This window comes from Parasphingorhabdus sp. (assembly GCF_965233695.1).
GTDB lineage: Bacteria > Pseudomonadota > Alphaproteobacteria > Sphingomonadales > Sphingomonadaceae > Parasphingorhabdus.
The window spans coordinates 90675-117501 of sequence record NZ_OZ247497.1; the positions used below are offsets into that span (position 1 = coordinate 90675).

30 protein-coding genes are annotated in these 26827 nt (G+C 53.0%); 14 read left to right on the forward strand and 16 right to left on the reverse strand.

Annotation, left to right across the window (positions count from 1 at the left end):
* Positions 1-17: 17 nt before the first annotated feature.
* From ACO6S1_RS00380 to ACO6S1_RS00415, 8 genes are read right to left on the reverse strand one after another with little or no spacing between them, the layout of a single operon-like run.
* Positions 18-1742: a flagellar hook-length control protein FliK gene (locus ACO6S1_RS00380; RefSeq protein WP_422344392.1), complete on the reverse strand. Its 1725-nt coding sequence runs from the start codon at positions 1740-1742 to the stop codon at positions 18-20.
* Positions 1732-2178, reverse strand: coding sequence for a hypothetical protein (locus ACO6S1_RS00385; protein WP_422344393.1), 447 nt, complete (start codon positions 2176-2178; stop codon positions 1732-1734). Before ACO6S1_RS00385 ends, ACO6S1_RS00380 begins: the two co-directional genes overlap by 11 nt.
* Entirely contained in the window at positions 2175-3533 is a 1359-nt protein-coding gene (locus ACO6S1_RS00390; RefSeq protein WP_422344394.1) for a FliI/YscN family ATPase, read from the reverse strand. The genes ACO6S1_RS00385 and ACO6S1_RS00390 overlap by 4 nt, the downstream gene beginning before the upstream one ends.
* Positions 3526-4206 (reverse strand): hypothetical protein, encoded by a 681-nt coding sequence (locus ACO6S1_RS00395; RefSeq protein WP_422344395.1) that lies wholly within the window; start codon positions 4204-4206, stop codon positions 3526-3528. Before ACO6S1_RS00395 ends, ACO6S1_RS00390 begins: the two co-directional genes overlap by 8 nt.
* Positions 4199-5251, reverse strand: a complete 1053-nt coding sequence (locus ACO6S1_RS00400) for a flagellar motor switch protein FliG (protein WP_422344396.1) — start codon at positions 5249-5251, stop codon at positions 4199-4201. Before ACO6S1_RS00400 ends, ACO6S1_RS00395 begins: the two co-directional genes overlap by 8 nt.
* Entirely contained in the window at positions 5244-6998 is a 1755-nt protein-coding gene (gene fliF / locus ACO6S1_RS00405) for a flagellar basal-body MS-ring/collar protein FliF (RefSeq protein WP_422344397.1), read from the reverse strand. The genes ACO6S1_RS00400 and fliF overlap by 8 nt, the downstream gene beginning before the upstream one ends.
* Positions 6999-7001: 3 nt before the next feature.
* Positions 7002-7364 carry a flagellar hook-basal body complex protein FliE gene (gene fliE / locus ACO6S1_RS00410; protein WP_422344398.1) on the reverse strand — a complete coding sequence of 121 codons (363 nt, stop codon included), beginning with the start codon at positions 7362-7364 and terminating at the stop codon, positions 7002-7004.
* A 14-nt stretch (positions 7365-7378) separates the two neighbouring features.
* Complete coding sequence (locus ACO6S1_RS00415; RefSeq protein WP_422344399.1) at positions 7379-8650, reverse strand: sigma-54 interaction domain-containing protein; 1272 nt, start codon at positions 8648-8650, stop codon at positions 7379-7381.
* Positions 8651-8948: 298 nt separating this feature from the next.
* Here ACO6S1_RS00415 and ACO6S1_RS00420 point away from each other — a divergent pair, with 298 nt between their 5' ends.
* Positions 8949-9764 (forward strand): flagellin, encoded by an 816-nt coding sequence (locus tag ACO6S1_RS00420; protein ID WP_422344400.1) that lies wholly within the window; start codon positions 8949-8951, stop codon positions 9762-9764.
* Between the two features lie 102 nt (positions 9765-9866).
* Here the strand turns inward: ACO6S1_RS00420 and ACO6S1_RS00425 are convergent, their stop codons facing one another.
* From ACO6S1_RS00425 to ACO6S1_RS00460, 8 genes are all read right to left on the reverse strand, one after another.
* Positions 9867-10586, reverse strand: coding sequence for a sigma-70 family RNA polymerase sigma factor (locus ACO6S1_RS00425; protein ID WP_422344401.1), 720 nt, complete (start codon positions 10584-10586; stop codon positions 9867-9869).
* A gap of 17 nt (positions 10587-10603) precedes the next feature.
* Positions 10604-12715, reverse strand: coding sequence for a flagellar biosynthesis protein FlhA (gene flhA / locus ACO6S1_RS00430; protein WP_422344402.1), 2112 nt, complete (start codon positions 12713-12715; stop codon positions 10604-10606).
* A 6-nt stretch (positions 12716-12721) separates the two neighbouring features.
* The gene (locus tag ACO6S1_RS00435; RefSeq protein WP_422344403.1) at positions 12722-13549 is read right to left on the reverse strand and encodes a transglycosylase SLT domain-containing protein; all 828 of its coding nucleotides are present in this window, start codon (positions 13547-13549) and stop codon (positions 12722-12724) included.
* Between the two features lie 174 nt (positions 13550-13723).
* The gene (locus tag ACO6S1_RS00440) at positions 13724-14035 is read right to left on the reverse strand and encodes a hypothetical protein (RefSeq protein WP_422344404.1); all 312 of its coding nucleotides are present in this window, start codon (positions 14033-14035) and stop codon (positions 13724-13726) included.
* The gene (gene flgM / locus ACO6S1_RS00445; RefSeq protein ID WP_422344405.1) at positions 14032-14316 is read right to left on the reverse strand and encodes a flagellar biosynthesis anti-sigma factor FlgM; all 285 of its coding nucleotides are present in this window, start codon (positions 14314-14316) and stop codon (positions 14032-14034) included. Before flgM ends, ACO6S1_RS00440 begins: the two co-directional genes overlap by 4 nt.
* A 129-nt stretch (positions 14317-14445) precedes the next feature.
* Positions 14446-14946: a flagella basal body P-ring formation protein FlgA gene (locus ACO6S1_RS00450; RefSeq protein WP_422344406.1), complete on the reverse strand. Its 501-nt coding sequence runs from the start codon at positions 14944-14946 to the stop codon at positions 14446-14448.
* Positions 14947-15011: 65 nt separating this feature from the next.
* The gene (locus ACO6S1_RS00455; RefSeq protein WP_422344407.1) at positions 15012-15500 is read right to left on the reverse strand and encodes a hypothetical protein; all 489 of its coding nucleotides are present in this window, start codon (positions 15498-15500) and stop codon (positions 15012-15014) included.
* Between the two features lie 3 nt (positions 15501-15503).
* Positions 15504-16202 (reverse strand): MotA/TolQ/ExbB proton channel family protein, encoded by a 699-nt coding sequence (locus tag ACO6S1_RS00460; protein ID WP_422344408.1) that lies wholly within the window; start codon positions 16200-16202, stop codon positions 15504-15506.
* Positions 16203-16447: 245 nt separating this feature from the next.
* On the opposite strand from ACO6S1_RS00460, the gene flgB reads away from it, so the two are divergent.
* From flgB to ACO6S1_RS00525, 13 genes are all read left to right on the forward strand, one after another.
* Positions 16448-16801 (forward strand): flagellar basal body rod protein FlgB, encoded by a 354-nt coding sequence (flgB, locus tag ACO6S1_RS00465; protein WP_422346260.1) that lies wholly within the window; start codon positions 16448-16450, stop codon positions 16799-16801.
* A complete protein-coding gene (gene flgC / locus ACO6S1_RS00470; protein WP_422344409.1) occupies positions 16798-17202 on the forward strand; it encodes a flagellar basal body rod protein FlgC in 405 nt (134 codons plus the stop codon). Before flgB ends, flgC begins: the two co-directional genes overlap by 4 nt.
* On the forward strand, positions 17202-17870 hold the full coding sequence (locus ACO6S1_RS00475; RefSeq protein WP_422344410.1) for a flagellar hook assembly protein FlgD: 669 nt from the start codon (positions 17202-17204) through the stop codon (positions 17868-17870). The genes flgC and ACO6S1_RS00475 overlap by 1 nt, the downstream gene beginning before the upstream one ends.
* 39 nt (positions 17871-17909) lie before the next feature.
* Positions 17910-18740, forward strand: coding sequence for a flagellar hook-basal body complex protein (locus ACO6S1_RS00480; protein ID WP_422344411.1), 831 nt, complete (start codon positions 17910-17912; stop codon positions 18738-18740).
* Positions 18741-18773: 33 nt separating this feature from the next.
* Positions 18774-19520, forward strand: a complete 747-nt coding sequence (locus tag ACO6S1_RS00485) for a flagellar basal body rod protein FlgF (RefSeq protein WP_422344412.1) — start codon at positions 18774-18776, stop codon at positions 19518-19520.
* Positions 19521-19552: 32 nt separating this feature from the next.
* Entirely contained in the window at positions 19553-20341 is a 789-nt protein-coding gene (gene flgG / locus ACO6S1_RS00490; protein WP_422344413.1) for a flagellar basal-body rod protein FlgG, read from the forward strand.
* A 29-nt stretch (positions 20342-20370) separates the two neighbouring features.
* Positions 20371-21057 (forward strand): flagellar basal body L-ring protein FlgH, encoded by a 687-nt coding sequence (locus ACO6S1_RS00495; RefSeq protein WP_422344414.1) that lies wholly within the window; start codon positions 20371-20373, stop codon positions 21055-21057.
* A 21-nt stretch (positions 21058-21078) separates the two neighbouring features.
* Entirely contained in the window at positions 21079-22203 is a 1125-nt protein-coding gene (locus tag ACO6S1_RS00500) for a flagellar basal body P-ring protein FlgI (protein ID WP_422344415.1), read from the forward strand.
* Positions 22200-22517, forward strand: coding sequence for a rod-binding protein (locus tag ACO6S1_RS00505; protein WP_422344416.1), 318 nt, complete (start codon positions 22200-22202; stop codon positions 22515-22517). Before ACO6S1_RS00500 ends, ACO6S1_RS00505 begins: the two co-directional genes overlap by 4 nt.
* The gene (flgK, locus tag ACO6S1_RS00510) at positions 22510-23841 is read left to right on the forward strand and encodes a flagellar hook-associated protein FlgK (RefSeq protein ID WP_422344417.1); all 1332 of its coding nucleotides are present in this window, start codon (positions 22510-22512) and stop codon (positions 23839-23841) included. Before ACO6S1_RS00505 ends, flgK begins: the two co-directional genes overlap by 8 nt.
* A 22-nt stretch (positions 23842-23863) precedes the next feature.
* Positions 23864-24715 carry a flagellin gene (locus tag ACO6S1_RS00515; RefSeq protein WP_422344418.1) on the forward strand — a complete coding sequence of 284 codons (852 nt, stop codon included), beginning with the start codon at positions 23864-23866 and terminating at the stop codon, positions 24713-24715.
* A 123-nt stretch (positions 24716-24838) separates the two neighbouring features.
* Positions 24839-25702: a flagellar motor stator protein MotA gene (gene motA, locus ACO6S1_RS00520; RefSeq protein WP_422344419.1), complete on the forward strand. Its 864-nt coding sequence runs from the start codon at positions 24839-24841 to the stop codon at positions 25700-25702.
* A gap of 3 nt (positions 25703-25705) precedes the next feature.
* The gene (locus ACO6S1_RS00525) at positions 25706-26572 is read left to right on the forward strand and encodes a flagellar motor protein MotB (protein ID WP_422344420.1); all 867 of its coding nucleotides are present in this window, start codon (positions 25706-25708) and stop codon (positions 26570-26572) included.
* Positions 26573-26827: the final 255 nt, after the last annotated feature.

Here is a 26827-nt window from a genome sequence, read left to right on the forward strand (position 1 = left end):
GATTGTTGAATCTATTTTCAGGCGTAGCGGCTGTTATCGCTGTCTATCTGTGGTCCGGTCTCGCTTACCGATGCTGACGCTGGGCCCTGACTGTGAGATTGCCGAGGGCGGTCCTCTTGTGCGGCCGGACTGTCCTGTTGCCCGAAATTCATGCTGTCATTGGGGGATGCGAAAGCCGCGTTTTCTCTGACATCAATGCGAAGCTGCAGGTCGGAACGTCCCTGCCCTTTCAGCATCTCCTGAATGGCCTGGCTATTTTGCGCGATCACATCCCGAACGGCATTGCTTTCGGCTTCTATCTGGATAATCTCCATCTGGCCCCGCGTTATGAGGGACACTTCCAGACGTCCCATATTCCTTGGATTAATTTCGAACTTCTTCAGATCACCGCTGATCGTAAGATCGCGGATTTCGGAAGCAAAACGCTCGGCAAATTGGGGAGCATTCCATTCAAAAACGACTGTTCTTTGAGTTGAATTCTGGCTTCCGGTAACCGGACTGGATGAGACAGGTGCCACCAATTCAACATCGCTATTCAATGCGGCTGCGCCTGATCGACTTTCCATTTCCGCAAATGAAGGCTTGTTCTCTATCCTGATCGGTTTCTCTCCTGAAACCGATGGTGCAACATCACCGTTTTCTGAATATATACGCTGTGGCAAAGCATCTGCTTTGTGCTTGTTGGCCGAGCGAAGATTCAGCAGATCCGATATTGTCCGTTCTGAATCCAAATCCTGTGATTTCACGGCTTCCGGCGGAGCCGACAGCGGCTTGGTTGCCATAGGTTTATCGATGCCGCTATTTGCCAGCGCCATGGCATCGGACAGTCCGGTCTTCGTAACCGGGATAGTTTCGACATTTTTGATTTCTGCCGACGGTGCGCTTTCAAGCGCAGGTTTAAATGCGGCCGGTGATTTGCTCTCGATTGGCAGCTTGTTTTCAACCGGCGTCTGCGTCACTTTTTCCGAAACGGGCTGTTGCGCAAGCTCCGGCGACGATTGTGTTTTTGTAGCAGCGGCGTTGCTAGCAGCAGATTGCTTCAGATCACCAACTTCCGGGTTCACCTGACGATTATCGGCCATCGGACCATCAACAAAGATCAAAGGTATTGAGGCGACTTTGGCAACTTCCCCCAATGTCTTCTTGGGTTCATCCGATTGGCGATCCGCTGCAGGCAATTGAGAAGGCAGCGAGACCTGGACGGGCGCTACAGTTTCACCAGCGGGAGCGGACTGGTCTACGCTAAGGCCTGATTGATAATTTCCAAGCGTCGAAGGATTTGCCTCCAATGGGGCATTCGCAGCCATGGTCGACTTTTGGTCAGCCGGTACAGTGGACTGATTGCCGACCGGACGATGGGCGGCAGGCAATAGTTGAGAGATGAAACGGTCTGTGTCCGAAACAGAAGTGGAGGACTGCGATATGTCAGAAGACTGCGATATGTCGCCGGCGCTGTGATGAGGAAAAACCTTTTTGGCGACAGTTTTCGCAATATCGGAATTGCTCGCCGAGGGTACGGGAGCCGCTTCATCGTCCATGAACGGGTCCAATGGCTGCTCACCACGATTATCGTCTGCCAGATCGGTAGTGCCACTATCAAGCGCCGGACGTGCTCGGTCGTCGCCCGGATTGAGAAGAACGCTGAACTGGTTATATGCGGTACGTGTTTCCATAGGATCAGGCTTTGCAGAAAGCATGCCAATTATGGAACGAGACGCTTCTGCCATTATTTTATGCATCATCGCGATCACCCTTCTTTCTATTATTACCAATATTATACAATATGTTATGCCTAATATCGGTTTTAAAATTTTCTGATTTTCGCACTTTGCGAAGATTGGACTGCAACAGCTTTTCGGTGCTCTCATAGCTCGTCCGGGCGGCAAGGTTTTGCCGCTCTGCGTCGGCAAATTCTTGCCTTGCCGTTTCCATGGAGGCTTCTATTGAGCGCTCCGCATCGACCAGTCGCCCCGAAAGCTCCATTCGCGCCGACAGCATATCCGCACCGATGGCTTCCACGTCCGACAAAATGTCGGTTTGAAGAACCCTGATCCTGTCGGCATTATGCTGCAGCGTTGCACAATGGTTGCCAGCCTTTGCCAAGGCGCTTTCCTTCAGCTTTCTTTGTGTGTCGCGTACCTTGAGGATGCGCTGCAACCCCTTCACTTTGCGTTTCATGACGGAAACAGGCCGGATAGATCACTGACACTTTGTTGAAAATTGACCAGTTCGCGGGGCTTTTGCTTGATATAGTCCACCATGATCGGCCAATGGGCGAGCGCCTCATCAATATTGGGATCGCTTCCCGCCTGATAAGCGCCCATCAGGACCAGATCTCTATTCTCTTCGTAAATGGACCAGAGCCGACGGAAATGGGTTTGTGCTGCGTGATGGGCATCATCGATTATATCGACCGCGACGCGGCTGATCGACTTGCCGATATCAATTGCAGGAAAAATCCCCTGCTCCGCCAAAGAGCGTGACAATATGATATGCCCGTCCGCAATCGCGCGGGCATTGTCAACAACCGGATCATCAAGATCATCACCGTCTGCCAGAACAGTATAGATGGCTGTTATCGAACCGCCCGTTTGGCTGTCATTTCCTGCTCTTTCGATCAATCGCGGGATCATCGAAAGGGCCGAGGGAGGATATCCCTTCATGGTCGGCGGTTCGCCCGCCGCCAAACCGATTTCACGCTGCGCGTGCGCCACCCGGGTCAGGCTGTCGATCACCAATACAACGGATTTGCCTTCGGAACGAAAATGTTCCGCAATCGCTGTGGCCCTATGGGCAGCCTTCAACCGGGATGATGGCGAATGATCGGCGGGCACGGCAACGGTGATGGTCGGTACGGCATCCTTTTTCTCGTTGCGGCGGTTGACAAAGTCATTCACTTCGCGGCCGCGTTCGCCGATCAGTCCAACGACCACGACATCGGCGACCACGCCGTCCAATATCTGATTGATCAACATGGATTTACCAACACCCGACCCGGCGATAACGGCTACACGCTGTCCCCGACCAAAGGTCAATAATCCGTTGAGCGCCCTTATCCCCATATCGATCGGTTTCGTGACGCTGGCGCGGCGCATGACGTTACCGTCTATTCCTGACAAGGGAACGCTCTCCGTCGCCAATATCGGTCCTTTGCCGTCAATCGGCTCCCCCATCGGCCCGATAATCCGGCCAAAAAGGGCATCGCCCACCGCAGCTTCGTTCGATTTCACATAGGGCATCACGCGGCTGCCACTGCGCAATGGGGCGTCCTGGACCATAGGAATCATAAGCGCCCGTGATCCCTTGAAACCGACTACCTCTGCGCTGATTTCCCGGCCATCGGTTGCCTTTACGCGCCCCGAATATCCGAGTGGATAAGCAAAGCCGGTAACTTCCAGCATGCCATTATCATGCGCCGATAATTTCCCGATATAACGGGGCTCGTTGCTAATATGCTCAATGCGTGCCAGCAGGCCTCGAATTCCCTTGCCACTATTGTGATCGCTGACGAACGGAGGTGCCGCTTCAGTCATTGCCGGATTCCGGCTGTTGCTGGCTAAATTCATCAATCAGCGCGCGGAGTTCGTCGAGAACGACTTCCGAGCCTTTCTCAATCCAGCCACCTGCATGACTGAGTTTGACATTTCCGCGCAACAGCGAAGGATCAGCGCGCATGGGAAGCTTGCACAGATCCTGATCCATCAAAGCCAGATCATCGGGATGCAGCATCAAAGTCGCCCCCTTCTGGTCTTGATCAATCCTGTCAGCCAACTGTGTTGCCCAGGCTTGCAGTAAAACCTGGTCTGGCACGGCCAGTTCAGAACAACGCCGGAACAGGGACTCAATTGCATTGAGGATCAGGGCAAAACTGCCAGTAGAATATAGATCGTTCAGATAAAGAATCGCATCTGCCAGATTGGCAGCCGATTGATTATCAGCGGCCTGTTCGGACGCCATAGCCGCTTGGCCGTCTTCCCAACCCTTGCGATATGCAGCTTCGAATATATCTTCCTCAGCACCTGCAGAATCAGGATTGGCTCTTGCTTCCGATCCGGCAAAGCTTTGAAACCGGCCGCCCGTAGATGATTTGGCGTCCGGTCCGCTGTTGCCCGACCATGCCGAAAATTTCATCTGGTCCGCCGGCATGCGCCAGAGCGGCGCTACATCATCGCCATGCAGATTCCGCTCTGAATGCAAATCAGACATAATCAGCACCACCGCCGCCCATGCTGATTTCACCATTGTCGAGCATCAGCTTGGCAACCGCGATGACACCGCGCTGGGCATCGACCACCGCTTCCATCGGCAATGGCGGTGCTTCGTCCATCTCGTCCTGAATTGTCTCGGCTGCGCGCTGCGACATAGACTCGAATATTTTCGCCTTGAGCTCGCTGGAAGCACCGCGCAATGCCGGAACCAATATGCTCGAATCCACCTTGCGGGCGACGGTACCGATATCCTTTTTCGACAGATTGATAAGATCCGCAAATACGAACATCTCGTCTTCAATCTGTTTCGCAATTTTCTTGTCGCGGCGATTGACGCCTTTCAACACAGCCTGCCCCAGTTTCTTGGGGAGATTGTTGACGATGGTCGCGCTGTCCATAACGCCGCCGACTTCCATCGGTGGTGCCAATTCTTCTGCCGCAGGCGCCGCGTTTTCAAGAAGGCCGTGTATCTGTGCCAAGGCATGTGCACTGACCGGTCCCAATGTTGCCACGCGATATACCAGTTCTTCCATCAACTCCGGCGACACCAGCTGCAACATCTCGGCGGCAGCCTCCGGCGTCATGAATGAGATCAGGACAGCCGCGATTTGTGGTGGTTCATTCTCTACCAGTTCAGCAAGGTCCTTTATCGGCACCCATTTCAGAATCTCTGCGATGTTGCTTGGCCGTTTCGGCGCAAAGCGGTTCATCATTGTTTCGGCACGGGATGTACCCAGTGCTTGACGGAAAACCCGACTGACTTTTTCGTCTGCCTTATAGGCCAGCATCGTCTGGTTTCGGGTCAATTGCAAAAACTTGTCGAGCGAACCGTCAATCTGTATCGCATCGACATCGGCAACGCTGAACATGGCCTCGCCAAGCAATTCTGCTTCTTCCGGTTCAAGCCGTTCGAGAATTCTGGCAGCCTCTTCGTCATCAAATAACAGCATCAAAATCGCCGCGGTCTGACGACCGGTAATCAGTTCCAGCTGCTGGCCATCCGGTCCGGTAGCATTATCGTCTTTGGGTGCTGCATCAGCCATCAGCGTCCTCCAACTCGTCTGTTTCTTTCAAAAGTTCTTTGACAACGAGCGCGGCATGATCAGGGTTTTGCCGAACAAAACTCTGGGTCAGCAGGGCCCGTTCCTGATAGCTGGTGGCTGCCTGTATCATGTCGATAGTTACTGGCCCGCCGTTGGCGAGCGCGGCGTCGTTACCTGCGGCTCCGCTACTGCCCGTTGTTGCAGCTCCATTCGGCAAAGAACGGTTCTGGATCATCAGATCGGCAGGAACATTTGCGCCAGCTGCCATTTCAGCTTTGCGGTTCTTTTCTGCATCGAGCCATTTTTTCAGAATTGGCCGGCCGATGAGGAAAATGATCAACAAGGAAACAATAAGCGCCGTTACGTTTCGGCTGACAATCCCGAACCAGGGCGATTCATACCAAGTTTCTTCGGCTACATTTTCAGTAACAGGCTGAAACTGGCGCGCAGAAACTGCAATCTGGTCACCACGTTCAGCATTAAAGCCGACAGTACCCTTCACCAGTTTTTCGATTTCCTGAATTTCCTTGGGTGACTTGGTATCTTTGAGTGCCTTGTCATCAATCGCGACGGCGACCGAAAGACGCGACACCTGACCGGTGGCCTGACTGGTTACCGCAATTTCCCGAGCCAGCTCGAAATTACGTTTATATTCTTCGCTGGTTCTAAGCGGCTGATTTTGTTCAGCACCTTCTTCGTCCACGCCTTCGGGTTGATCGCCCAATTCGGCCGGATCGGGTGGACGATTGGCGAGAGCGCCAGGAATACCGCCGGCTTGGGCAGCCCCCAGCGGTTCTTCTGAACGCATGCCTTCTTCTGATCGCAAGACCGAACCATCGGTTGGATAGATTTCACTCGTGGCCTGTTTCTGGTCGAAGTTCACATCTGCGGTCACTTCGGCAACAAAATTTCCAGGGCCTACTATCGGCGTCAAAAGGCTAGCCAGCGACTGGCGATAACGATCTTCGATCGCTGCCTTGATTTTTAACTGGGTGTCATTTTCATCGGCTTCGGGGCCCTCGCGGCCCGACAGCAAGCGACCATTTTGATCGATCACGGATACATTGGCCGCGGAAAGACCCGGTACCGAGCTTGCCACGAGATTCAAAATTGCCTTGGTTTGCTTTTCATCGAGCGTGCTGGCGCCGGCCAGCTGCAGAATGACCGAAGCCCCGGGTTCATTGCGTTCACGCAAGAAGATGCTTGGCCGCTCGACAGCCAGATGCACCCGTGCCGAAATGACATTGTCCAATGCTTCTATGGAACGTGCCAGATCCATTTCTCTGGCGGTCCGTAATTTTTCGGATTCGACGGCACGGCTGGCACCCATCGGCATGCTCGACATAATTGTGTCCCCGCTCGGCGCCGTGCGCGGCAAACCCTGACCGGCCAGTTCGATCTTGGCTGTATGATAGTCGGCATTACTAACCGTCAACGTGCCGGAGACGTCATCAACCTGGTAAGGGATGTTGGCGCTTTGCAGCGCTTGCATGACCGCAGCTTTGTCATTGTCAGGCAATCCGCGGAACAAATCGCGTTGCGGCGGCTCTCGCACAATCAGCCAGGCAGAAAGGGCAGCCACCAGAACCGCTGACAATATGATCAGCGGCATTGCCCGTGCGATAGCCGGTTGGCGCATAAAATCCTGAACAGGAGCCAATACACCGCCGGTGCTGGCTCCAAACGGCTGTCCGCCTGATGGTGGTACAGGCGCCAGATTCTGGTTAAGGGATGTTTGATCAGCCATCTATTATACCGACATGTTCATGATGTCTTTATACGCAGACAAAAGCTTGTTTCGGACTTGCAGGGTCGACTCAAAACCCAGCGAAGCCTTGTGCTTCGCCAGCATCACCGCTGCGACATCGTTGGTTTCGCCCATCTGATAGGCGGTGGTTGCCTGCTTCGCATCGGCCTGCAACCTGTTGACGTCCTGGATCGCATCAGTCAGCTGCGCGGCAAATCCGCCGGGCTTTGATACTGTGCCGGTTTCCTTTACCTGACCGGGGCCAGACAGATTGGACGTCTTGTTGGCAATATCCTGCAGCGCATTGTTACGATTCAATATCGCATTGCGGGCTGCCATCAGGCTATTCATGTTGACAGAAGACATGGTCTAACTCCTGTTCACGCGGCCAGCGCACGCATATCGGCCATCCGATAGCGCAGGGTCCGCTCCGAGATGCCGAGTTCTTTGGCAGCTGCGCGGCGGTTGCCGTTGGTTTGTTCGAGGGTCTTGTTAATCGCCTCATATTCGACGCTTTTGGAAATCGAGTGCAGATCGCGGCCGCGAACAAATCGGGCAGAACTGCCGGGCTGGACCGCGTCCTGCTTGGGTTGCGCCGAGAAACTTTCGCCAGAGAACATCAGATCCTTGGCTGCAATACGGTCGCCGTCGCACATGACCAGCGCACGTTGCAATACATTTGCAAGCTCCCTTACATTGCCGGGCCAATGATGGGCTTTGAGCCGATCAATGCAGCACGGGGACAGCGCTACAAAATTGTCCCGACCTTTCTGGAAGTCCATCATCATAAAGGCGGAAATCGCAACAATATCGGCTGGACGCGCAGCCAGTGGCTCCAATTCGACCGGCATAACATTCAAACGCCAGTAAAGATCTTCACGGAACTTTCCTGCTTTAACTTCTTCAACGAAATCGCGGTTGGCGGCACAAATGATCCGCACATCAATCTTTTCGTGACGGGTTGAACCAACCGGAAGGATTTCGCCTTCCTGCAGGACGCGCAAGAGCTTGGACTGGCTCTCTAATGGCATCTCGGTAATCTCGTCGAGAAAAATCGTGCCGCCATCGGCTTCCTTGAACAGGCCAATGGCACTGGCATAGGCACCGGTGAAGGCACCTTTCTTGTGGCCGAACAAAATGGACTCGATCATGGTTTCGGTAATCGCGGCACAATTGACGGTGACTAATTGTTTGTCGGCGCGGGTGCTGTGCTCGTGAATGTAGCGGGCAACGCCTTCCTTGCCGGTACCGGTCTCACCGGTAATCATGACATTGGCATCGCTCTGCGCTACGCGGGCGGCATATTTATACAAGGCAATAGATTTGGGATCCGCAAAGGCAGGCCCTTTGCCCCCGCGCATGGATTCAATGATGCATGACAAACCAAATTCTCTGTCTGCTTCACCAAATTCAATGCGTGGGGGCTGGCTGAGGGTAGCCGGAACGAAACGGAATGGGCCATCGCGAAAAACCACGACGGGATCTTTTGCACCACCATTAGCACCTGTTTTTGCTGCGCCATCAATGTGGGGTAGTTGCGTAGCACCAGATGACAATGCGTGATCGGAGTGGAAAGATTCAACACTCCCGAGCAGATCAACAAGTTCTGGAAACCTAGAGACCAGGCTAGATTTAATTGTGTTGTTGATCATTTCATTCCCTCACGTTTTACTCTGAGCACGGGATCCTTTGTGTGCTCATCCGACACCTCGCAATCCGCGTGCCAGTTTTGGGGAATGGCTGAAATCGGGCAAATATTGTTCTGAAACCGTCGGTTATCCGACAATATTGTCGGAAAGCAGACAGTCTTTCAGGCCAAGTGTCGGAGAACCGACAAATATTTTTCATTAATTTATTCGGGGTCCACCGTTAACTCCTCTGAGGCCGCTTCAGGAGACGAGGTGCCCCACAGTATCAATCGACTAAGTAAATTGTGAAAAGGAAGTCACCATGACTGTAATAGGAACCAACGTAACTGCGATGCGCACCAGCTATGCTTCTAACCAAGCTGAAATGGGCCTCGCCAAATCAATCGAACGTCTGTCAACCGGTCGTCGTATCAACTCTGCATCTGACGATGCTGCCGGTAATGCAATCGCAACCCGGATGACATCTGAAGTTCGCGGCCTGAACATGGCTATTCGTAACTCCAACGATGGCATCTCGCTGGCTCAGACCGCTGAGGGTGGCATGAACGAAATCACGAGCATGCTGCAACGTATGCGTGAACTGTCAGTTCAATCTGCCAACGGCACCCTTTCTGCTGGCGACCGTACCAACCTTCAGACCGAGGTTACCGCTCTTATCGCTCAAATCGGCGATGTTGCATCACGCACAACCTTCAACGATGTTGCATTGCTCGACGGCACAAACGCCACGATCAACATTCAGACCGGTAGCGACGCAAGTCAGACAGTTGCCATTACATTGACCGACGTTGATGCAACGGCTCTCGCTGTTAACGCCCTGGATATCAGCACTGAAGCCGGCGCAACCGCTGCTTTGACAGCTCTCGACACTGCGCTGGATACAGTTACCACGGCTCAGGCTTCTTTGGGTGCCTCGCAGAACCGTCTGCAGACCACCGTATCCAACCTGTCTGATCGCGTTTCCAACATTACCGAATCACGGTCACGCATTCAGGATGTAGACTTCTCGGCTGAAACCACGGAACTGGCCAAGAACCAGATCCTGAGCCAGGCATCTTCTGCCATGCTCGCTCAGGCTAACCAGTCTCAGCAGTCTGTATTGAGCCTGCTCCGGTAATATCGAATAACCTGGTGAAGGAAAAAGCCCTCTCCCGCTCGGAAGGGGGCTTTTTTCGTTTATATGGAAAGGTACGACAAACATCCAGAAACAGGCAGGATTTTAGTCGGACGTCATGGCAGCTTGCAGTTTTTCCAGCGCACGCTTTTTGATCTGGCAGACCCGGACCGATGAAACATCCAGCGTCGCACCGATTTCATCCAGCTGCATCTCCTCGATGAAATAACAGTTTAGCACCATTTGCTCGCGTTCGTTCAGCTTTTTCAAATTGGCCGAGAGAAGATCAACCATCTGGCTCTTTTCGAGCATCTGGTGCTGATCATCTTCGTCATTGGTGAACCAGCTGCTGGAATCGGAATAGACCTCATCCAGTGAATCCACGTGGATATCGATCGCACGATCGGCATTTTTGCGAAACTCGGCCTGATCCATTCCCATGGCCTGCGCAAGCTCAACCTCGTTCGGCTCACAACCGTTTTGCTGGGCAAGCTGCTCGCTGACCCGCCGCAGTTTCTTGTGCCAATCCACAGAGCTTCGGCGCAGGCTGCAGGTTGACCGCAAATAGTCAATCATTGCACCGCGGACCCGGACATATAGATAAGTGCTGAAACTATGCCCCTGATCCTCATATTTACCTGCGGCCTCAACCATGGCCACAAGACCAACCTGGATCAGGTCTTCCAGCTCGATCTGATCGGGCGAGAATGATTTTATCTGCCAGGCGATCTTGTTCACCAGGCTCTGATTTTCACGGATCAGTCTGGCTTCATCGATCTGCATGGCACCATAAGCCAGCGACGCTTTGTTTTTCGGTTGCAACATATGTTCAATCCACTCGATTATGATATCTGGTTTGCTTCGACCCGGGGTGTTTCCGGCTGTGCTTGCGGAACCCCGATTTTTGCCAGGACCTCGATCGATTTGTCTTCCGGCAGTTCCTGATAGGAAAGCACGGTAAGGTCCGGGAACCTGTTCTTGAGCAGGGAACCCAGCGGCCGCCGGACAATCGGAGAAGTTATCAAGGCAATATTGCGCGCCTCCAGCGGTAGCGTCCGTGCCGTCTGATCGACCGCTTCGACCAGCTGCTGCGCCAATTGCGGTTCAATCGGATAACTGGCCTCTTCACCAACTTTAAGGGCCTTCACCAGCAATCCTTCCAGCTCGGCGTCTAATGTCACGACCGGAAGCGGCAGGTTCATTGGCACCATCGTCTGGATGATCAGGCTTCCGATATTCTGACGGATGGCATCAACCATCTGATCGGTTTCGCTATGTTTGTTTGCGGCATCCATCATCGCCAGACAGATTTTCTGGAAATCCTTCACCGGGACTTTTTCGGCCAGAAGTTCACGGCAAATGGCAGTGATCGCAAATAGCGAAAGCGGCTGCGGTGTCAGACTATCAACCAGTTGCGGCGATGTTTCTTTCAACAGGTCGAGCAACTTCTGTGCTTCATCCATACTGAATAGCTGTGCGGCATTGCGGCGTACAACATCGTTGAGATGGGTCGCAATTACCGTCGGCGCATCAACAACGGTGTAACCTTCGGCCACGGCCTGGGACTTTTTTTCTGCCCCTATCCAGATAGCATCCATGCCAAAAGTCGGGTCTTTGCAGGGCCGACCCTCTATTTTTGTATCGACATGACCGTCATCCAGGGCCAGAAAATCATTGGGCCATACCGTGTCTTCACCAAGAACCACGCCCCCCATCATGATACGGTAGCTGTTAGGCTCCAGTTCCAGATCATCTTTGATCCGCACGAGCGGGACAACAAATCCCAGTTCCTTGGAAATCTGTCGCCGGATGCCGGTGATCCGCTTCATCAATGGCGCGCCCTTGCGGTCTTCGACCATCGCAACAAGACCATAGCCGATTTCGATTCCCAGACGGGCTTTTTCGGAAACGTCGTCCCAGTCAATTTGCTCTGGCTGTTTTTCGGGCTCCGGATCCGCGACTATTTCAGCCGGCTTCGGTTTGCGGATCAGATAAAAGGCCATACCGCCAGCGACCGCAGCAGCGGACAGCACGACGGTATGAGGCATGCCCGGCAAAATTCCCAATATCGTCAATATGATTGCCACTGGCACCCAGGCAGCACCAGATCCGAACTGTGATGTAATCTGGTCAGGGAGATTTTTACTGGAAGACACCCGCGTCACGATTGCCGCAGCAGCGATAGACAGAATAAGCGCCGGCACCTGCGCTACCAAAGCGTCGCCAATGGCGAGCATGGAATAGGTGCTGGCCGCATCTGCAAAAGACAGGCCATGAACGGTAGAGCCGAGAACAATGCCGCCGATGATGTTGACCGCGAGTATCAATATTCCGGCAACGGCATCTCCTTTAACAAACTTCGATGCACCATCCATTGATCCATAGAAATCAGCTTCGGTGGCAACTTCCACGCGGCGTTCCTTCGCCTCCTCCGGCGCAATTAATCCGGCGTTCAAATCGGCATCGATAGCCATTTGCTTGCCCGGCAATGCATCCAGCGTAAAACGCGCGGATACTTCGGATACGCGGCCCGCACCCTTGGTGATGACGATGAGGTTGATGATCATCAGGATCGAAAAGACGAAAATACCAACAACATAATTACCGCCGAGCAACAGGCTGCCGAAAGCTTCGATAATCTGGCCAGCAGAATCGCCGCCTTCATGTCCCTGGACCAGCACTACGCGGGTAGATGCTACGTTCAGCCCCAGGCGCATGAGTGTGGCAAACAGCAGGACAGTCGGAAAGCTTGAAAAGTCGAGCGGTTTGCTCGCGTTCAGCGCCACCATCAAAATTGCCAGCGAAATCATGATATTGGTAATGAAGCCGATATCGAGCAAAATTGTCGGCAGCGGCAAAACCATGAAAATGACAAGCAACAGGGTTGCCATGGGCAGCAACCCGGACTTCAAGTTATTGGCCATCTGGTCGAGTGAGAAAAACTGTCGGTTCATTATTGGTTACATCCCCAGTGTGGCGAGCATCAGATAAGCAGCGCGGGCTTGCTCGCTAAATGGCTTCGATCCGTTTGTGATATTCTGGTCATTGGCATGGGCCTGCGCGATCCGCAGATAGTCTGCCGGTTGTACGGTTCCCGATGCATTGGCGGTGGCCGGCAAATCTTTTCCGTGGATCGGCAAACCATTGCCGCTGCCCACCCGTTCAACGGCATCAGAAAGCTTTTGCGCAAAACCGTCTCTTATTGCCTGAAAGCTCTGCGGCTGACCGGCGCGACTAAAAAAGATATTGCGATTGGCCCGTGCGGCTTTCGGAAAACTGGGCGCGGCGGGTGCATCGGGATTGCCGTCCATGCTATTCAGAAATTTGGCGGCACCAGCGGGGCCGAGAAAATGGGCCAGATACAAATCAACGGATTCCGGCTGGCGCCCTGTTTTCTGTTCGAGATAAGCCCGGTTATCGCGAGCGAATTCTCCTGCCAGATTGGCAGAAATCTCAGGATTGTTTCTAAGCGCCAATATACTGGTTTTCTGGGCATTATCGGCAACGGTGAGGCGACCATTGCCGTGTCTTGCAATCGCGCTCTGGGCCCAGCCAAGACCGTATTTATCGCCCTTTTCCCTGACCAGTCCCAGCCAGGTTTGATCGATAAACTGATAGAGCCCGGTCGCGGATGAAGTTTGCGCCTTTGCATCAGGCCGCATTCCGCTTTCAAGCTCCGCCTGCGCGATCAGATATTGAAAATCAACACCCGTTCGCTGCGCCGATTGCGCAATAACGCTCGGCAGATGCCGGCTCTGAAGAGCGTCTGTGATTGCAAAATTGGACATGCTGGTATCAAAATCTCCTGCCAAAGAGATAAGCAATGATCGTGCCAAAAGATGACGGCAGGCGATTGCATAATGATAATTCAGGCACTGCGGGGCGTCTGATGCAGACACAAAAAAGCACTTATTAGATGCCCAATAAGTGCTTGTTATTCAGTGCTTTATTGCTTTATCGCGCTAGCGGCCGTTGGCAGCACCGGAATAGGTATTTGCCTGGCTTTCGCGCCACCCGGCCAGCAATTGCAGACGTGTCGAACTATGGTCTCGCAAGAACCGCAAACGGTAGATCGATGCCTGCATCAGTTCATCCGCTTCAGACAAAAGTGGGCGCAAACTTGGTTCAAGCTCTGCCGCATTGATTGCCCCCAATTGCGCGGCCACTTTACCAAGATTCTGGCTCGCTTTAAAAATCGCATCACTATCATGCCCATCCAAAGCAGAGAACAGCACATCCTGTGACTGGCGAAAGGAATCGACTATCTGGTTCATTTCTTTGAATCCACTCCGAATACACCGGTATCGAGCATCTTCTTTGCCAGTGCGTCTGTATCGACACGATAATCGCCAGCAGCGAGTTTTTGCCGAACCTCGGTCACTTTCTGCTCATCAAACGGCGGTTTCTCGGTAGCCAGAACGGAAGCCGTGGTGCTGATTGTCGGAGCCTCTTTGGTCCGGGCCGCACTTGCGTCGGTTTTGTTCGCCACGCCTTCTTGCAGGACCGGGCGGTCCAGACGCGTGTTGATGGCTGAGTAGCTTTCTACGGGTTTCATTTCATTCTATCCTTCATCGGCTCAACGTCGCATCTTAAAAAACTTTAAGCCATTCGGTTGAAGCGGATATTACATCTTTCATAACAATTTACGGTGCGTTGGGGAAAAATTAATATTTATACAAAAAAATTATTGAACCAGTTCAACAGCACCAGATCCCGACACACGCGCCATCAGATCTTTTGACTTCCGACTGGCCCGCACCGGGATATAATCCCCTATGCGGCCATTTTTCTGCGCTACCACAGCATAGCTGATGCTGAAGCTCGGTCGTTTGACGACAAGCGTCAATGGTTGATTTCGAAACACAATATACTCATCTGTCCGTCGCACGCGATCGGATTGCTGCAGTTGACCTCCCTGTATCGGCACAAATATCCGCCAGCCCAAAGCAGCACAGCTTACCAGTACCGCGTTTTGGTTCGTTCGCGAAAGCTGAAGTGCGGCAGGGCACCGTTTCAGTTTCAACTTCGCGTCAATCGGTGCACGAGCGCCACCAGCCTCACCAATGGCAGCGTTCAAATGTGTTGCCACCTGCTGATCGAGACGAGCCGTATCTTCGAACGGAGATGTAGCGGCCAAGGTCAATACGGAAAGCATTGGGATGGCAAGGCGGTGATAGGGCATCATATTTTCCTGATTACTTAGGTTCAACCAAACTAAGCAGGTTTCATGCCAATTTCTCTACTGCCTGATCAGTCTTTCGAAACAATCGCTTCATTTGCCCGAAAGGTGAAAGTGATATCCTTTTGCCCTCTCACTGCCGAAACAAGGTTTTCAGGCATTCTCAGCTGAATTTGCTTGCCATCCTGCCCTGCCTTTTCAAATGCATCGGCAATTGCCGCCGAACGAGCTGCCACTTTCTCCCATTGCCGCAGCCTTTCTCCTCCCCCAGTTTCAGGCGAGACGGGAACAAAAATGGTGAGTTGCCTGTCTTGGTGGACCTGCAATATCTCCGTAACTTCTTCTCTTGCGAAATCGGTTAGCATCGCGTTGCTACCTCCGAAGAAATCCTCTGCTTTATAGCTGTAAGATCCCAGAACAGGCGAAAGAGAGGAGACCGTTTCCTTCGGTTTCGCACTTGGATCATGGTCGGCCAGATTCACGAAATGCGCATAGGCAAAGGCGCTCAGCAGCATCAAAGCCAGATCAAGAAAGGATAATGTTGTCCGGCCGGCATTCATTGTCTAGCCCGCCGCGCGCAAGGGCTGAGCCGGAGAAAAATGAACAGGGCCGATGGTGAGCAACTCCCGTTTCGCAATCGCGATTGTGTGCTGTACCACCGCGGCGCGATAAGTGTTCAAAATCTCCGCCCTGGTTTGCAAGCGTATATGTATCGGAAATGCGATGATGTGGGATACAAATAGCCCGTAAAGACTGGTGAGCAGCGTAAAGCTCATCGCCGGCCCCATCTTCATCGGATCGATCCCTGTCGCAAAAAGCTGGATCAATCCGATAATTGTTCCAATGATACCAATTGCCGGTGCAATATCGGACGCGGAGCTCCAATAAGTCGCGGGTATATTTTGCCTTTTCCTGACCGAATTTTCCTCCAGCCGCGCCCATTCCTCAAAGGTCTTAGCGTCCTTTCCATTTAGCAGCTGGGCAATCAAACGACGCACGAAAGAGTCGTCGCTCTTTACCCGCTCTAACCCCACAAGCCCATCTTCCTGAAGAACAAAATCTATCCGGCGGCATATCAAAGTTGCATTCTCCCCGCTCTCGGCAAACGGATCGCGGCCACAATTCAACAACGCCATAAAAGCAAGGCCAATTGAGGCACGCCCATTTTGCACCCAAGCCATAAGCAGCACGCTGCCAATCACCATCGTCAGTGTGAGCGGGTCAAAAAATTTGTCGATATTGGCCTGGATAATGTCGATCACACGGCGCTCCGCGTGAAAGCGGCAAAAACCTGCCGGCAAGCGGCAAGATCTTGCCGGTGCAAATTTTTCACCCAATAAATCCGCACATTCATCGGCATAAAGCCTCCCAAATCTGCCATTTTCTGATCATCGTCAAAAAACTGGCACGCCCTTTGCTATGTATCACTTGGAATTCCCGAACCCGGTTTTCCTCATGCAACAGTGACGGTCACTTGGCCGTTCGATTAAGACAGGATTTAGTTTCGATGCCCAGTTTGGACCAGGTATTAGCATTAAACGGTGGAGCGCTAAAATTGCGTTCACAGCGTTTGAACATGCTTGCGTCAAACATCGCCAACGCCTCCACCCCCGGATATAAGGCCAAAGATCTCGATTTTGACCGTGCGATGCAGCAAGCACAAAAAGGCAGTTCGGTAGAACAGTCAATGCGTGACCACACAGGTTTTCGCGTGCCGCTGCAGCCCTCCCTTGATGGAAACACGGTCGAGCTATCAGTCGAACAAGCCTTGTTTGCAGAAAATGCCATTCAGTATCGCACGACCCTGTCCTTTCTGCAGGGCCAGGTTTCCTCAATGAAACGCGCCCTAAAAGGAGAATGACGATGAGTGGCAGTATGAATGTATTTGATGTCGCTGGCCGCGCCATGTCGGCACAGATGGTACGGCTAAACACCACCGCCTCGAACCTTGCCAACGCACGTACCGATTATGCCAGCAAAGACGAAGCATATCGCGCCATGCGCCCGGTATTCCGGTCGGTTATGGAAGACAATATGGCCACGGTCGATGTGGAACGCGTCGTGCAATCCGATCTAGAGCCGCAAAAGCGTTACGATCCCTCCAATCCGCTTGCTGACAAGGAAGGTTTTGTCTGGGAAGCCGCCGTCGACGAGACGGCCGAGATGATCGACATGCTCGAAACCGCCCGAAATTATAAAAACAACGTCCAGGTTTTACAGACCGCAAAATCCCTAATTTTAGAAACGATAAGGAACCAATAATGAATATCGCACCACAGGTTTTTGAGAATACAAATTCCAATATTGCCGGCCTCACCGCTGCCCAACCAGCGAATGCGACCGGTGACAGCACCCTGGGTCAGGATTCCTTTTTGCGCTTGATGACAACACAGCTCAAGTTCCAGGATCCATTCGATCCTTTGGACAATCAGGCGATGGTTGCCCAGCTCGCACAATTTTCCAGCGTTGCCGGTATTTCCGAGATGAACCAGTCTCTGACCGATATTGCGTCGATGCTTGGCAATAACCGCCTGTCCGATGCGAAAGAATGGATCGGCCATTCCGTGCTTGTACCAGGCAACTTCGCTGTTGCGAATAAGGACGGTGCCTATACCGGCGAATTTGAGCTGAACCAGCCATCGGAAAATCTGTCAATCGATTTGCTCAACGACGCCGGTGAGATTGTGATGTTTGCGGAACTGGGTAGCCAGGAAGCAGGACCAATCCAGTTCAATTTTGATACCAAAAATACCACTGGCGAGACTCAGGACCATGGCCGGCTGCGTGTGCGCGTTAATGGCGGAAATGTTTCCAATCTTGCCACCTGGGTGCCTGTAGCATCGGTTCAAACATCCGAAGCCAATGGCCCGCCAATTCTCGTCACCCCGATTGGCAATGTTCTGCCAGCCGAAGCTTTACGTATCGGATAGCGGAACGTCCCCAGCAATATTTAAACAGGAGAAGAAACAATGTCATTCTTTACGTCCCTCAGTGGCCTGAAAGCTGCTCAAACCGACTTGAATGTAATTTCAAACAACGTCGCGAATACCAATTCGACCGGCTTTAAGAAAAGCCGCGCACAATTTGGTGATCTGTTTGCGGCATCCCCGACCCAGACAACCAAAACCGTTGCTGGTCAGGGTGTTCGCTTGAGCGGAATTACCCAACAATTTACCCAAGGTACATTGCAGGCCACAGACAAAACGCTTGATCTCGCGATTGCTGGCGACGGGTTTTTCGCTGTGCGAGGTCAGCCGCCGCGTCAGGATCTCAGCTTCACGCGCAACGGCGCGTTCTCCGTCAATAGTAGCCGCGAAGTCACGGATACGATTGGCAGCAAGGTTCAACTTTTACCAGTGGATGCATCTGGCGTCGCGACATCGACAAATATTGCCGATATGTTCGACTTTATCTTGCCTGACGTTGATCCCGGCGATCCGGCGGCGCTGCTCACCAATATTTCAATTAACGGTGAAGGCGTTGTTGCCGCAACTTTTTCCAATGGCAACCAGATCAACATTGGTGCCGTTGCCATGGCCAGTTTCTCGGCCATAGAAGGCCTGCGCCCGATTGGCGACGCTCACTGGCAGGCGACCGGTGACTCGGGCCCTGCACAGGTTAACCAGGCAGCCAATGGTCCGTTGGGACAAGTCCGCTCTGGTTCACTTGAACTGGCCAATGTCGATATCACCGAAGAGCTGGTGTCTTTGATCGCCGCGCAGCGCAATTTCCAGGCCAATGCGCAGGCAATCGAAACCGCCAATACGCTCAGCCAGACGGTGATCAACCTTCAGGTCTAGAATCTAACGGACCTATCAACCCGGGAATAGCTTATGGATAAAATCGCCTATACCAGCGCCAACGCTATACAAACGCTGATGAAGCGCCAGACGACTATCGCCAATAATATGGCGAATTCAAATACCGTCGGTTTCAAAGCCGACATGGTTTCTGCGGAAGCCAAATATTTGAATGGCCCGGGTCATGATAGCCGCGCATTGGCCATGGAACGCGACATGCAGGCCGATATGAATGGCGGCACGGTCACCCAGACCGGCCGCCCGCTCGACATCGCTCTTGAAGGAGATGCGATGATCGCCGTGCAAGCCGCCGATGGCAAAGAAGCCTATTCCCGGCGTGGTGATCTAAGGATCGCTGCTTCAGGCGCCATGGTGACCGGAGATGGTTTTCCGGTGCTGGACGAAAGCGGACCAATCACCATACCGCCTTCTGAACGCGTCGATATTGGAGCCGATGGAAGCATATCCTATGTTCCACAAGGCGGTGATCCGACACAGCCACAGGAACTCGGGCGAATTAAGCTGGTCAGTACGACCGGCAGCGCCATTTCCAAGGGACCCGATACTTTGTTTCATGTCCCCAATGACGGACAATTGCCAGTTGATGAGAATGCTCGTGTTATCTCTGGCGCGCTGGAGGAATCCAACGTCAACATGACAGCCGCACTGGTCGATATGATTGAAACGAGCCGGGCTTGGGAAACACAAGTCAAACTGCTGCGTACAGCCGAAGAGCTGGACGAAAGCAGCGCCGGTATCATGAACATGCCGCGAAGTTAATGGATGCGATATTCGCATGAAGGAGAAATTCAATGAGTAATGCTGCTTTACAAGTCGCACGCACCGGTCTGGACGCGCAGAATACAAAAATGCGCGTCATCGCCAACAATCTGGCAAACGTGAATACAACCGGTTTCAAACGGGATCGCGCAGATTTTGAAACGCTTGCCTATCAGAATGTCGTCACCCCGGGTGCACCATCTGATGCCCAGAATCGTTTTGCCAGCGGTCTGCAACTCGGCACCGGCGTCAAGCTGTCGGGCATCGGAAAAATCAGCACGCAGGGTACGTTGCAAATGACGGAAAATGCCCTCGATATGGCTATCGAGGGGTCGGGCTTTTTCCAGGTCGAGATGCCGGACGGTTCGACCGGTTATTCCCGCGCAGGGAATTTCAACCTGACCGCCGAAGGCAATATGGTAACCAGTGACGGTCTGCCCCTGATACCCGCGATCCAGGTCCCACAAGGGGCCACCGCCGTAACCATCGGCAACAATGGCACCGTCACCGCGACACTGGCCGGTGAAAGCGAACCGAGTGAACTGGGTCAGATTGAGCTGGCCAACTTCACCAACCCCTCTGGATTGCTCTCGGTGGGCAATAATATTCGCACCGAAACCGCTGCCAGCGGCCCACCCCAAGTTGGTGAAGCTGGCACGGAGGGTCGCGGCAATATCCGGCAGGGCGCGCTGGAACAGTCCAACGTCAATATAGTCGAAGAACTGGTCAACATGATCGAAACGCAGCGCGCTTACGAGGTCAATTCGAAGATGATCTCTGCGACAGACGAAATGCTGCAATTTGTGAACCAGCAAATCTAAACTTTTCTTGAGCGAGAGGCATCAATATCATGCGCCTATTATCCAAATCACGAACAGTCGTGGCTATTACTGTCACACCTTTTCTTCTCATCAGCTGCATGGGATCTGGTGGCAATAAAGCCGGACCTGGTTTTGCTGCTGCCATTGCTGATCCCTTACCGGCACCGCCCCCGGTCGCTGCCAACGGCGCGATTTTTCAGCAAGCATCCGGATATGCCGCGCTCACGAGCGGCATGCGTGCCAGCATGAAGGGCGATATCATCACCATCCTGCTCGTCGAAAACACGCGCGCCGCCAAATCGAACAGCGCCTCCAAGGATCGCAGCGGAAGCGTTTCGCTTAACCCGCCAACGACGGGATTATTTTCGCTATTTTCACCCAGTGATGTAGCGACCAGCGGCGCGCAGAACTTCTCTGGCAGTGGCAATGCCGCCCAGTCCAACTCACTGCAAGGACAGGTCAGCGTCACGGTGGCCGAAAGCTATGCCAATGGCACGATGCTTGTCCGCGGACAGAAACTGACCTCGCTCAATCGTGGTGACGAACATGTCCAGTTTAGTGGTCTAATCCGTGCAATCGATGTTTCGTCGGACAATACCATACCGTCGACCAAAGTCGCCAATGCAAGAATTATCTACGGCGGTTCAGGAGAAATCGCATCAGCCAGTAAACAAGGCTGGTTGCAAAAATTCTTCTCTTTCATTTCCCCTTTCTAGTCCCCGATCAGGCGAGACAATATGACCCTATCCCCTACAATATCCCGTTTCATCCACCTGATCGCCGCATTGGCGATCACGTTTCTGATTGCGCTCCAACCTGCGCAGGCGGAACGGATTAAAGATCTTGGCCATTTCGCTGGCATAAGAACCAACCAACTGGTTGGTTATGGCGTGGTAGTAGGCCTGGCCGGCACGGGCGATGACAGTCTGGAATATGCCACATTGGGCGTGAAGGGCATGACCAGCCGATTTGGCCTGGCCCTGCCCCCCGGCGTAAACCCTGCGACCAAAAATGCGGCGGCTGTCATGGTCACGGCAGAAATGCCAGCATTTGCCAAACCGGGGCAACGCATGGATGTTACAGTTTCCGCATTGGGCAAGGCGAAATCCCTGCGCGGCGGAACGCTAATCATGATGCCGCTATATGGTGCGGATCAACAGATATACGCGATGGCACAAGGCAATCTTGCTGTTGGCGGCCTTGGCATCTCCGCAGCTGACGGGTCCAGCCTGACTGTCAATATCCCCTCTGTAGGCAGGATTTCGGGCGGAGCGACAATCGAAAGAACCGTTGCGACTGGTTTTGAAAGCCAGCCGTTTCTCAGTTTCAACCTTACCGATGCCGATATCACGACATCTTTGCGTGTAGCCGATGCGATTAATGAAGCTGTCGGGGCTGATCTTGCAATAGCGGCTGATGCCGTCACCGTTCGCATTGCTGCTCCACCCGGCGCGCAGGAACGGGTAATCTTGATGGGTAAAATTGAAAATCTCATGGTAAAACCGGCCGAAGCGCGTGCCCGCATCATCGTCAATGCCCGGACTGGCACGGTAGTGATCAATGGCGCTGTTCGCCTGGGCCCAGCGGCTGTCAGTCACGGCAAGTTGACCGTGCGAGTGGAGGAAAATCCAACCGTTGTTCAGCCCGCGCCGTTCAGCCGCGGTAGAACCACAACCGAGCCCAATAGCGACATTGCGCTGGAAGATGATGGTGCTCCTGCTTTTGAGATTGGACGCCATGCTTCTCTATCGGAAATTGTCGAGACTATTAATTCCATCGGTGTTTCACCGTCTGATTTAACAGCGATACTGGAAGGTTTGAAGCAGGCAGGAGCGCTAAAAGCGGAGTTGATCATCATATGACCATTACAAATATACCTGCGCCTCTTGTCGCGACGCCGGCCAACAACGCGGCCAAACCTTTGGAAAACAGGGATAACTCCGCCAGCACGAAATCCGGTGTGGAATCAATGGCGGCGGATTTCGAAGCCATCTTCGTTCGTCAAATGCTCTCGACCATGCGCACCTCTTCGCTGGGCGAAGGCCTGTTTGATGGTCAAGGTATGGAAGAATTCCGCGATATGCAGGATTCGATGCTGGCCAAGGATATGGCAGACAAAGGCGTTTTCGGCATTGCCGACCTGTTGAGCCGCCATGTGGAGAAAAATAATGTCTGATTTGCTCGCCATCGGGCGCTCGGCGCTGCAGGTAAACAGCCGCGCGCTTGAAATCGTCGGGTCCAATGTCGCGAATGCAGAAAATCCGGACTATGTTCGGCGCTCGCTTAACGTTGGCGACACAACTATTTATGGTTCGACCAACCCTATCTACGGCAATTACACTGGATCCGGCGGGGTGGTCGTCAACGGCATTGTTCGGGCGAGTGATCAGTTTCTGGAAGCTGCAACCCGGCAAACCGGTGCCAACCGGGTTCGAACCGATGTAATGGTACAATGGCTTGACCAAGGCGAGATCGCCCTTGCGAACAATCAGTCAGATATCGGAAGCCAGTTAACACAGATTTTTGGAAGTGCGGAAGAGCTCTCTGCGGTTCCGTTCGAACCGGCTCTCCGCAATCAGTTTCTTGGCGATATCGGAGATACAGTTTCCCGCTTTAATCAGACCGCATCGAATCTGTCGGCGACACTGACCCTGATTGACGGTGCCGCTACGCAGGAAGTCTCCGAGCTCAATTCCGCGCTGAGTGAACTGGCGTCTGTCAATGAAAAATTGCTGCCGACCAAATCTGGTACCGCCCAGAATACGGCATTACTTGACCAACGCGATGCGGCGCTGACGGTTATCACCGAAAAACTGGACGTAGAGATAACATTCCAGGACAATGGTTTGGTAGATATTACCCGCAACGGGACAAATCTCGTCGTCTATGATGCCGCCAGCCCGATTAGTTTCGTTGCAAATCCGGGTGGCGGTTTTGATATTGATGTCGGTGGTGCCATTCAGCCTCCACCGACCAATGGAACCTTGGGCGGTCTTCATCGTGCGCAGTCGGACATTGCTGCCACATCGACCAATCTTGATGCATTGGCCGTCCAGTTTGCCGATGAATTGAACGGATGGCAGGCCAATGGCCGGACCGATGCAGGTGCTGTCGGCGCTGCCGTCGTTTCCCATGGCGGTACTGCGGCCAGTCTTTCACTGACAGGTTTGACCGCTGATGATCTCGCCCTGGCCTCACCTGCCGGAGTTGCCAATGGCAATATTTTGTCATTTGTCGATCTCAGAACGCCGACCGGATCCGAACAGAGATATGAAGAGATTGTAATCGGACAAGCACAGAATCTGTTGTCTGCACGCAGCGAAGGTGAAGCAGCCACGGCCTTTGACCGGGCAACGCGGGAATCGCGAGACCGCGTATCGGTTGTCGATTTGGACCGTGAAGCTGCTGACCTGATCCGCCTTCAACAGTCCTATGAAGCCTCTGCCCGGATCATCCAGGTTGCCCGGGAAACAGTCCAATCCGTCCTGGCCATTTTTTAATCGGCGGTGATTCAAGGAATATATGATGGAATCAATTAATAGAACCAGGCCGGCGGATACTATTCAAAAACAAAGCGAACTCAATGATCTCATTGGCAGGACGCAGGAAACAATCGCGACCGGGATCAAATTCAACCGGCCATCGGAAGCCCCTTCCAGTTGGCTTGAAATCTCCAGCCTGGGCAGACAAAAGACCATCGAAGATTCATGGCTGAACAATATCGGTCGGGCGCGTATTTTGGCGCAACAAGCGGAATCCACCTTTGATACCATATCAAATGGTATCGTCCGTACCCGAGAACTGATGGTACTCGCCAACAACGAAACATTGGCCCCCCAGGATCGGGAGGTCATCGCGCTGGAGCTGGAAAGCCTGCAGGAACAGTTTAATCAGCTCACCCAGGCGAAGGACAGCTATGGTGGGCAGTTGTTCCATTCTGGCGATCCCATCCAGATACGGATTGACACGGATATACTTCTAACCCCTGCCCCAACCCAGCAGGCCGTATCGCAGGATATTGATATCGGAGGCGGCGCCACCGAAAGCCTGGATCAGATCATGACAAATATGATCGCGGCAGTGCGCACCGGCACGCCTGCAGACAGGTCGCAACAATTGGATAGAGCAGAAAGCCTGACCGATCATTTTTCCAACCTGCTCGCTAGTCAGGGCCTAATGGTAAACCGGCTTGACGAGCAGGAGGACCGGCTTGAATTGTCGCAACTCAGTTTCATAGAGAGGCGGTCAAATCTGGAAAATACCGATATTGCGGAAGCTATTTCGCGTTTCCAGTCTCTGCTGGTTAATTTGGAGGCTGCGCAGCGGCTCTATGCGCAATCCGAGCGCACTTCGCTGATCAGCCTCATCGGCTAAATTCATAATTATTCACCCCTTAACCATACGGGGTTTGTTCCGTTCACAAAAGAGATGATCAACTGTTTCGTCCTTTGTGACGACGGACTGATCTAAACGGACCTGTGGATTGGAAATAAGTTTATGTTCGCTGGAATTGGAATTGTTGTCCTGCTCGTCATGGTATTTGGCGTGTTTTTGGTATCCGGCGGTGATCTGGGTGTCGTCGTGGCTGCACTTCCAGTGGAAATGGGCATTATTGGTGGTGCTGCGATTGGCGCATTGATCATCGGTAACAGCGGCGCGCAACTCAAAGCGCTGATGGGCGGCTTCGGAAAAGTGTTTAAAGGTCCAACCTACCTTAAACAGGACTTTATGGACTGCATATTGCTGGTATCCAAATTGACCAAAATCCTAAAAAGCGAAGGCCCGGTGGCTTTGGAGCCGCATATCGAAGATCCGAAATCATCCCCGATTTTCAGCGAATATCCCAAGCTGTTGAAGGACGACACGCTGATCCATCTGATCGCAGACAGCCTGAGGCTTGTTGTCGTGTCATCGGGCACGCTGGATCCGCACGCGGTCGAGGATGTCATGGATCAGGCGATCAAAACGCACCATCACGAGGCCATTGCGCCTGCTGACAATCTGCAGGGTCTAGCCGATGCTCTGCCTGCATTGGGCATTGTTGCTGCCGTTTTGGGTATCATCAAGGTCATGGGTTCGATCGATAAGCCCCCGGCCATATTGGGCGGAATGATCGGTTCAGCGCTGGTCGGAACCTTTCTCGGCGTTCTGCTGGCTTATGGTTTTGTAGGTCCGATGGCCAATCGCGCGCGCTCTGTAATCGAAAGCGATGCCAGCATTTATCATGTTGCGAAACAGCTGATCATTGCCAGTCTGCACGGGCATCCGCAGCCGCTGATCATTGAAGCGGCCCGCACAAGCCTGCAGCATGCAAACCAGCCAAGCTTCTCCGATGTATTCGACGCCATAAGGGCAAAATAAACCATGGCAAAGAAAGCAGCCCCTGAACCAGTCAGGCCGATCATCGTCAAAAAGATCATTATGGAAGACCATGGCGGCCATCATGGCGGCGCATGGAAGGTGGCCTATGCCGATTTCGTGACGGCGATGATGGCTTTCTTTTTGCTGATGTGGTTGCTTGGTGCGACAGAGGAAAAACAGCGCAAGGGCATTGCTGATTATTTCGCACCAACGCTTGCCCAGATGAAGCGCGATAGTGCTGGTGGCAAGGGGATGTTTGGCGGCTCATCGGTGACAGATCCGGACAAATACCCACACAAAGCAAAAAATTCCGGAGACAAGACTATTGCCATACCCCGGCCGGCAACAGATGATCAGCAACCCGATGGTAAAAAAAGCCATGGTGCGAAAGCGAAGCCCAGGTCGCTCACGGCCAAGGAGTTCGAAAAACGCATCCGCGAAAAACTTAAAAATGATCCGGCCAATCTGAAATTGCTTTCCAACGTCCGTTTTACAGACACCAAGGAAGGGCTGCGCATTGATATAATCGATGAAGCTGACTTCAGCATGTTCGCACTGGCCACCGATGATCTGAAATCACGTGCAAAAGAACTGATCGGGGAGGTTGCGGCGATTATCGACACCGTCGACAATGATCTGGTCATTAGAGGTCATACCGATAGCTTACCCTATGCCAGCGGCAAGAGCATGAACAATTGGCTCCTGTCCTCTGCGCGAGCTGAAGCCACCAGGCGCGAACTCGTCCGGCAGGGTGTTGCAATGGATCGTATGGCCCGGATCGAAGGCGTGGCCGATACAGAACCCTATAATCCGCAAGATCGTATGGATGATAGAAACAGACGTATATCCATAACGATGAAGACAATCTGAGCTGCTGGTGCCCGGCTATGCCGCTCAGATTACATCCAATTTGGGATTAATTTCGCAGCATCCCACCAAATTGGGCTGAATATCAATTGAATCCCTTCAATCCATTCCGGATAGATGTTGCAGAAGTTCAGCTTCTGCCAAGACCATCACAGCCCCCGCAGGTTGGGTTTTGGATTACGCAGCGCACCTGGTCTGCGTGCGAACCGATTGGGTGGGATGGCGAGAGTCATCCTACCCGATTACTGCTTCAATTCT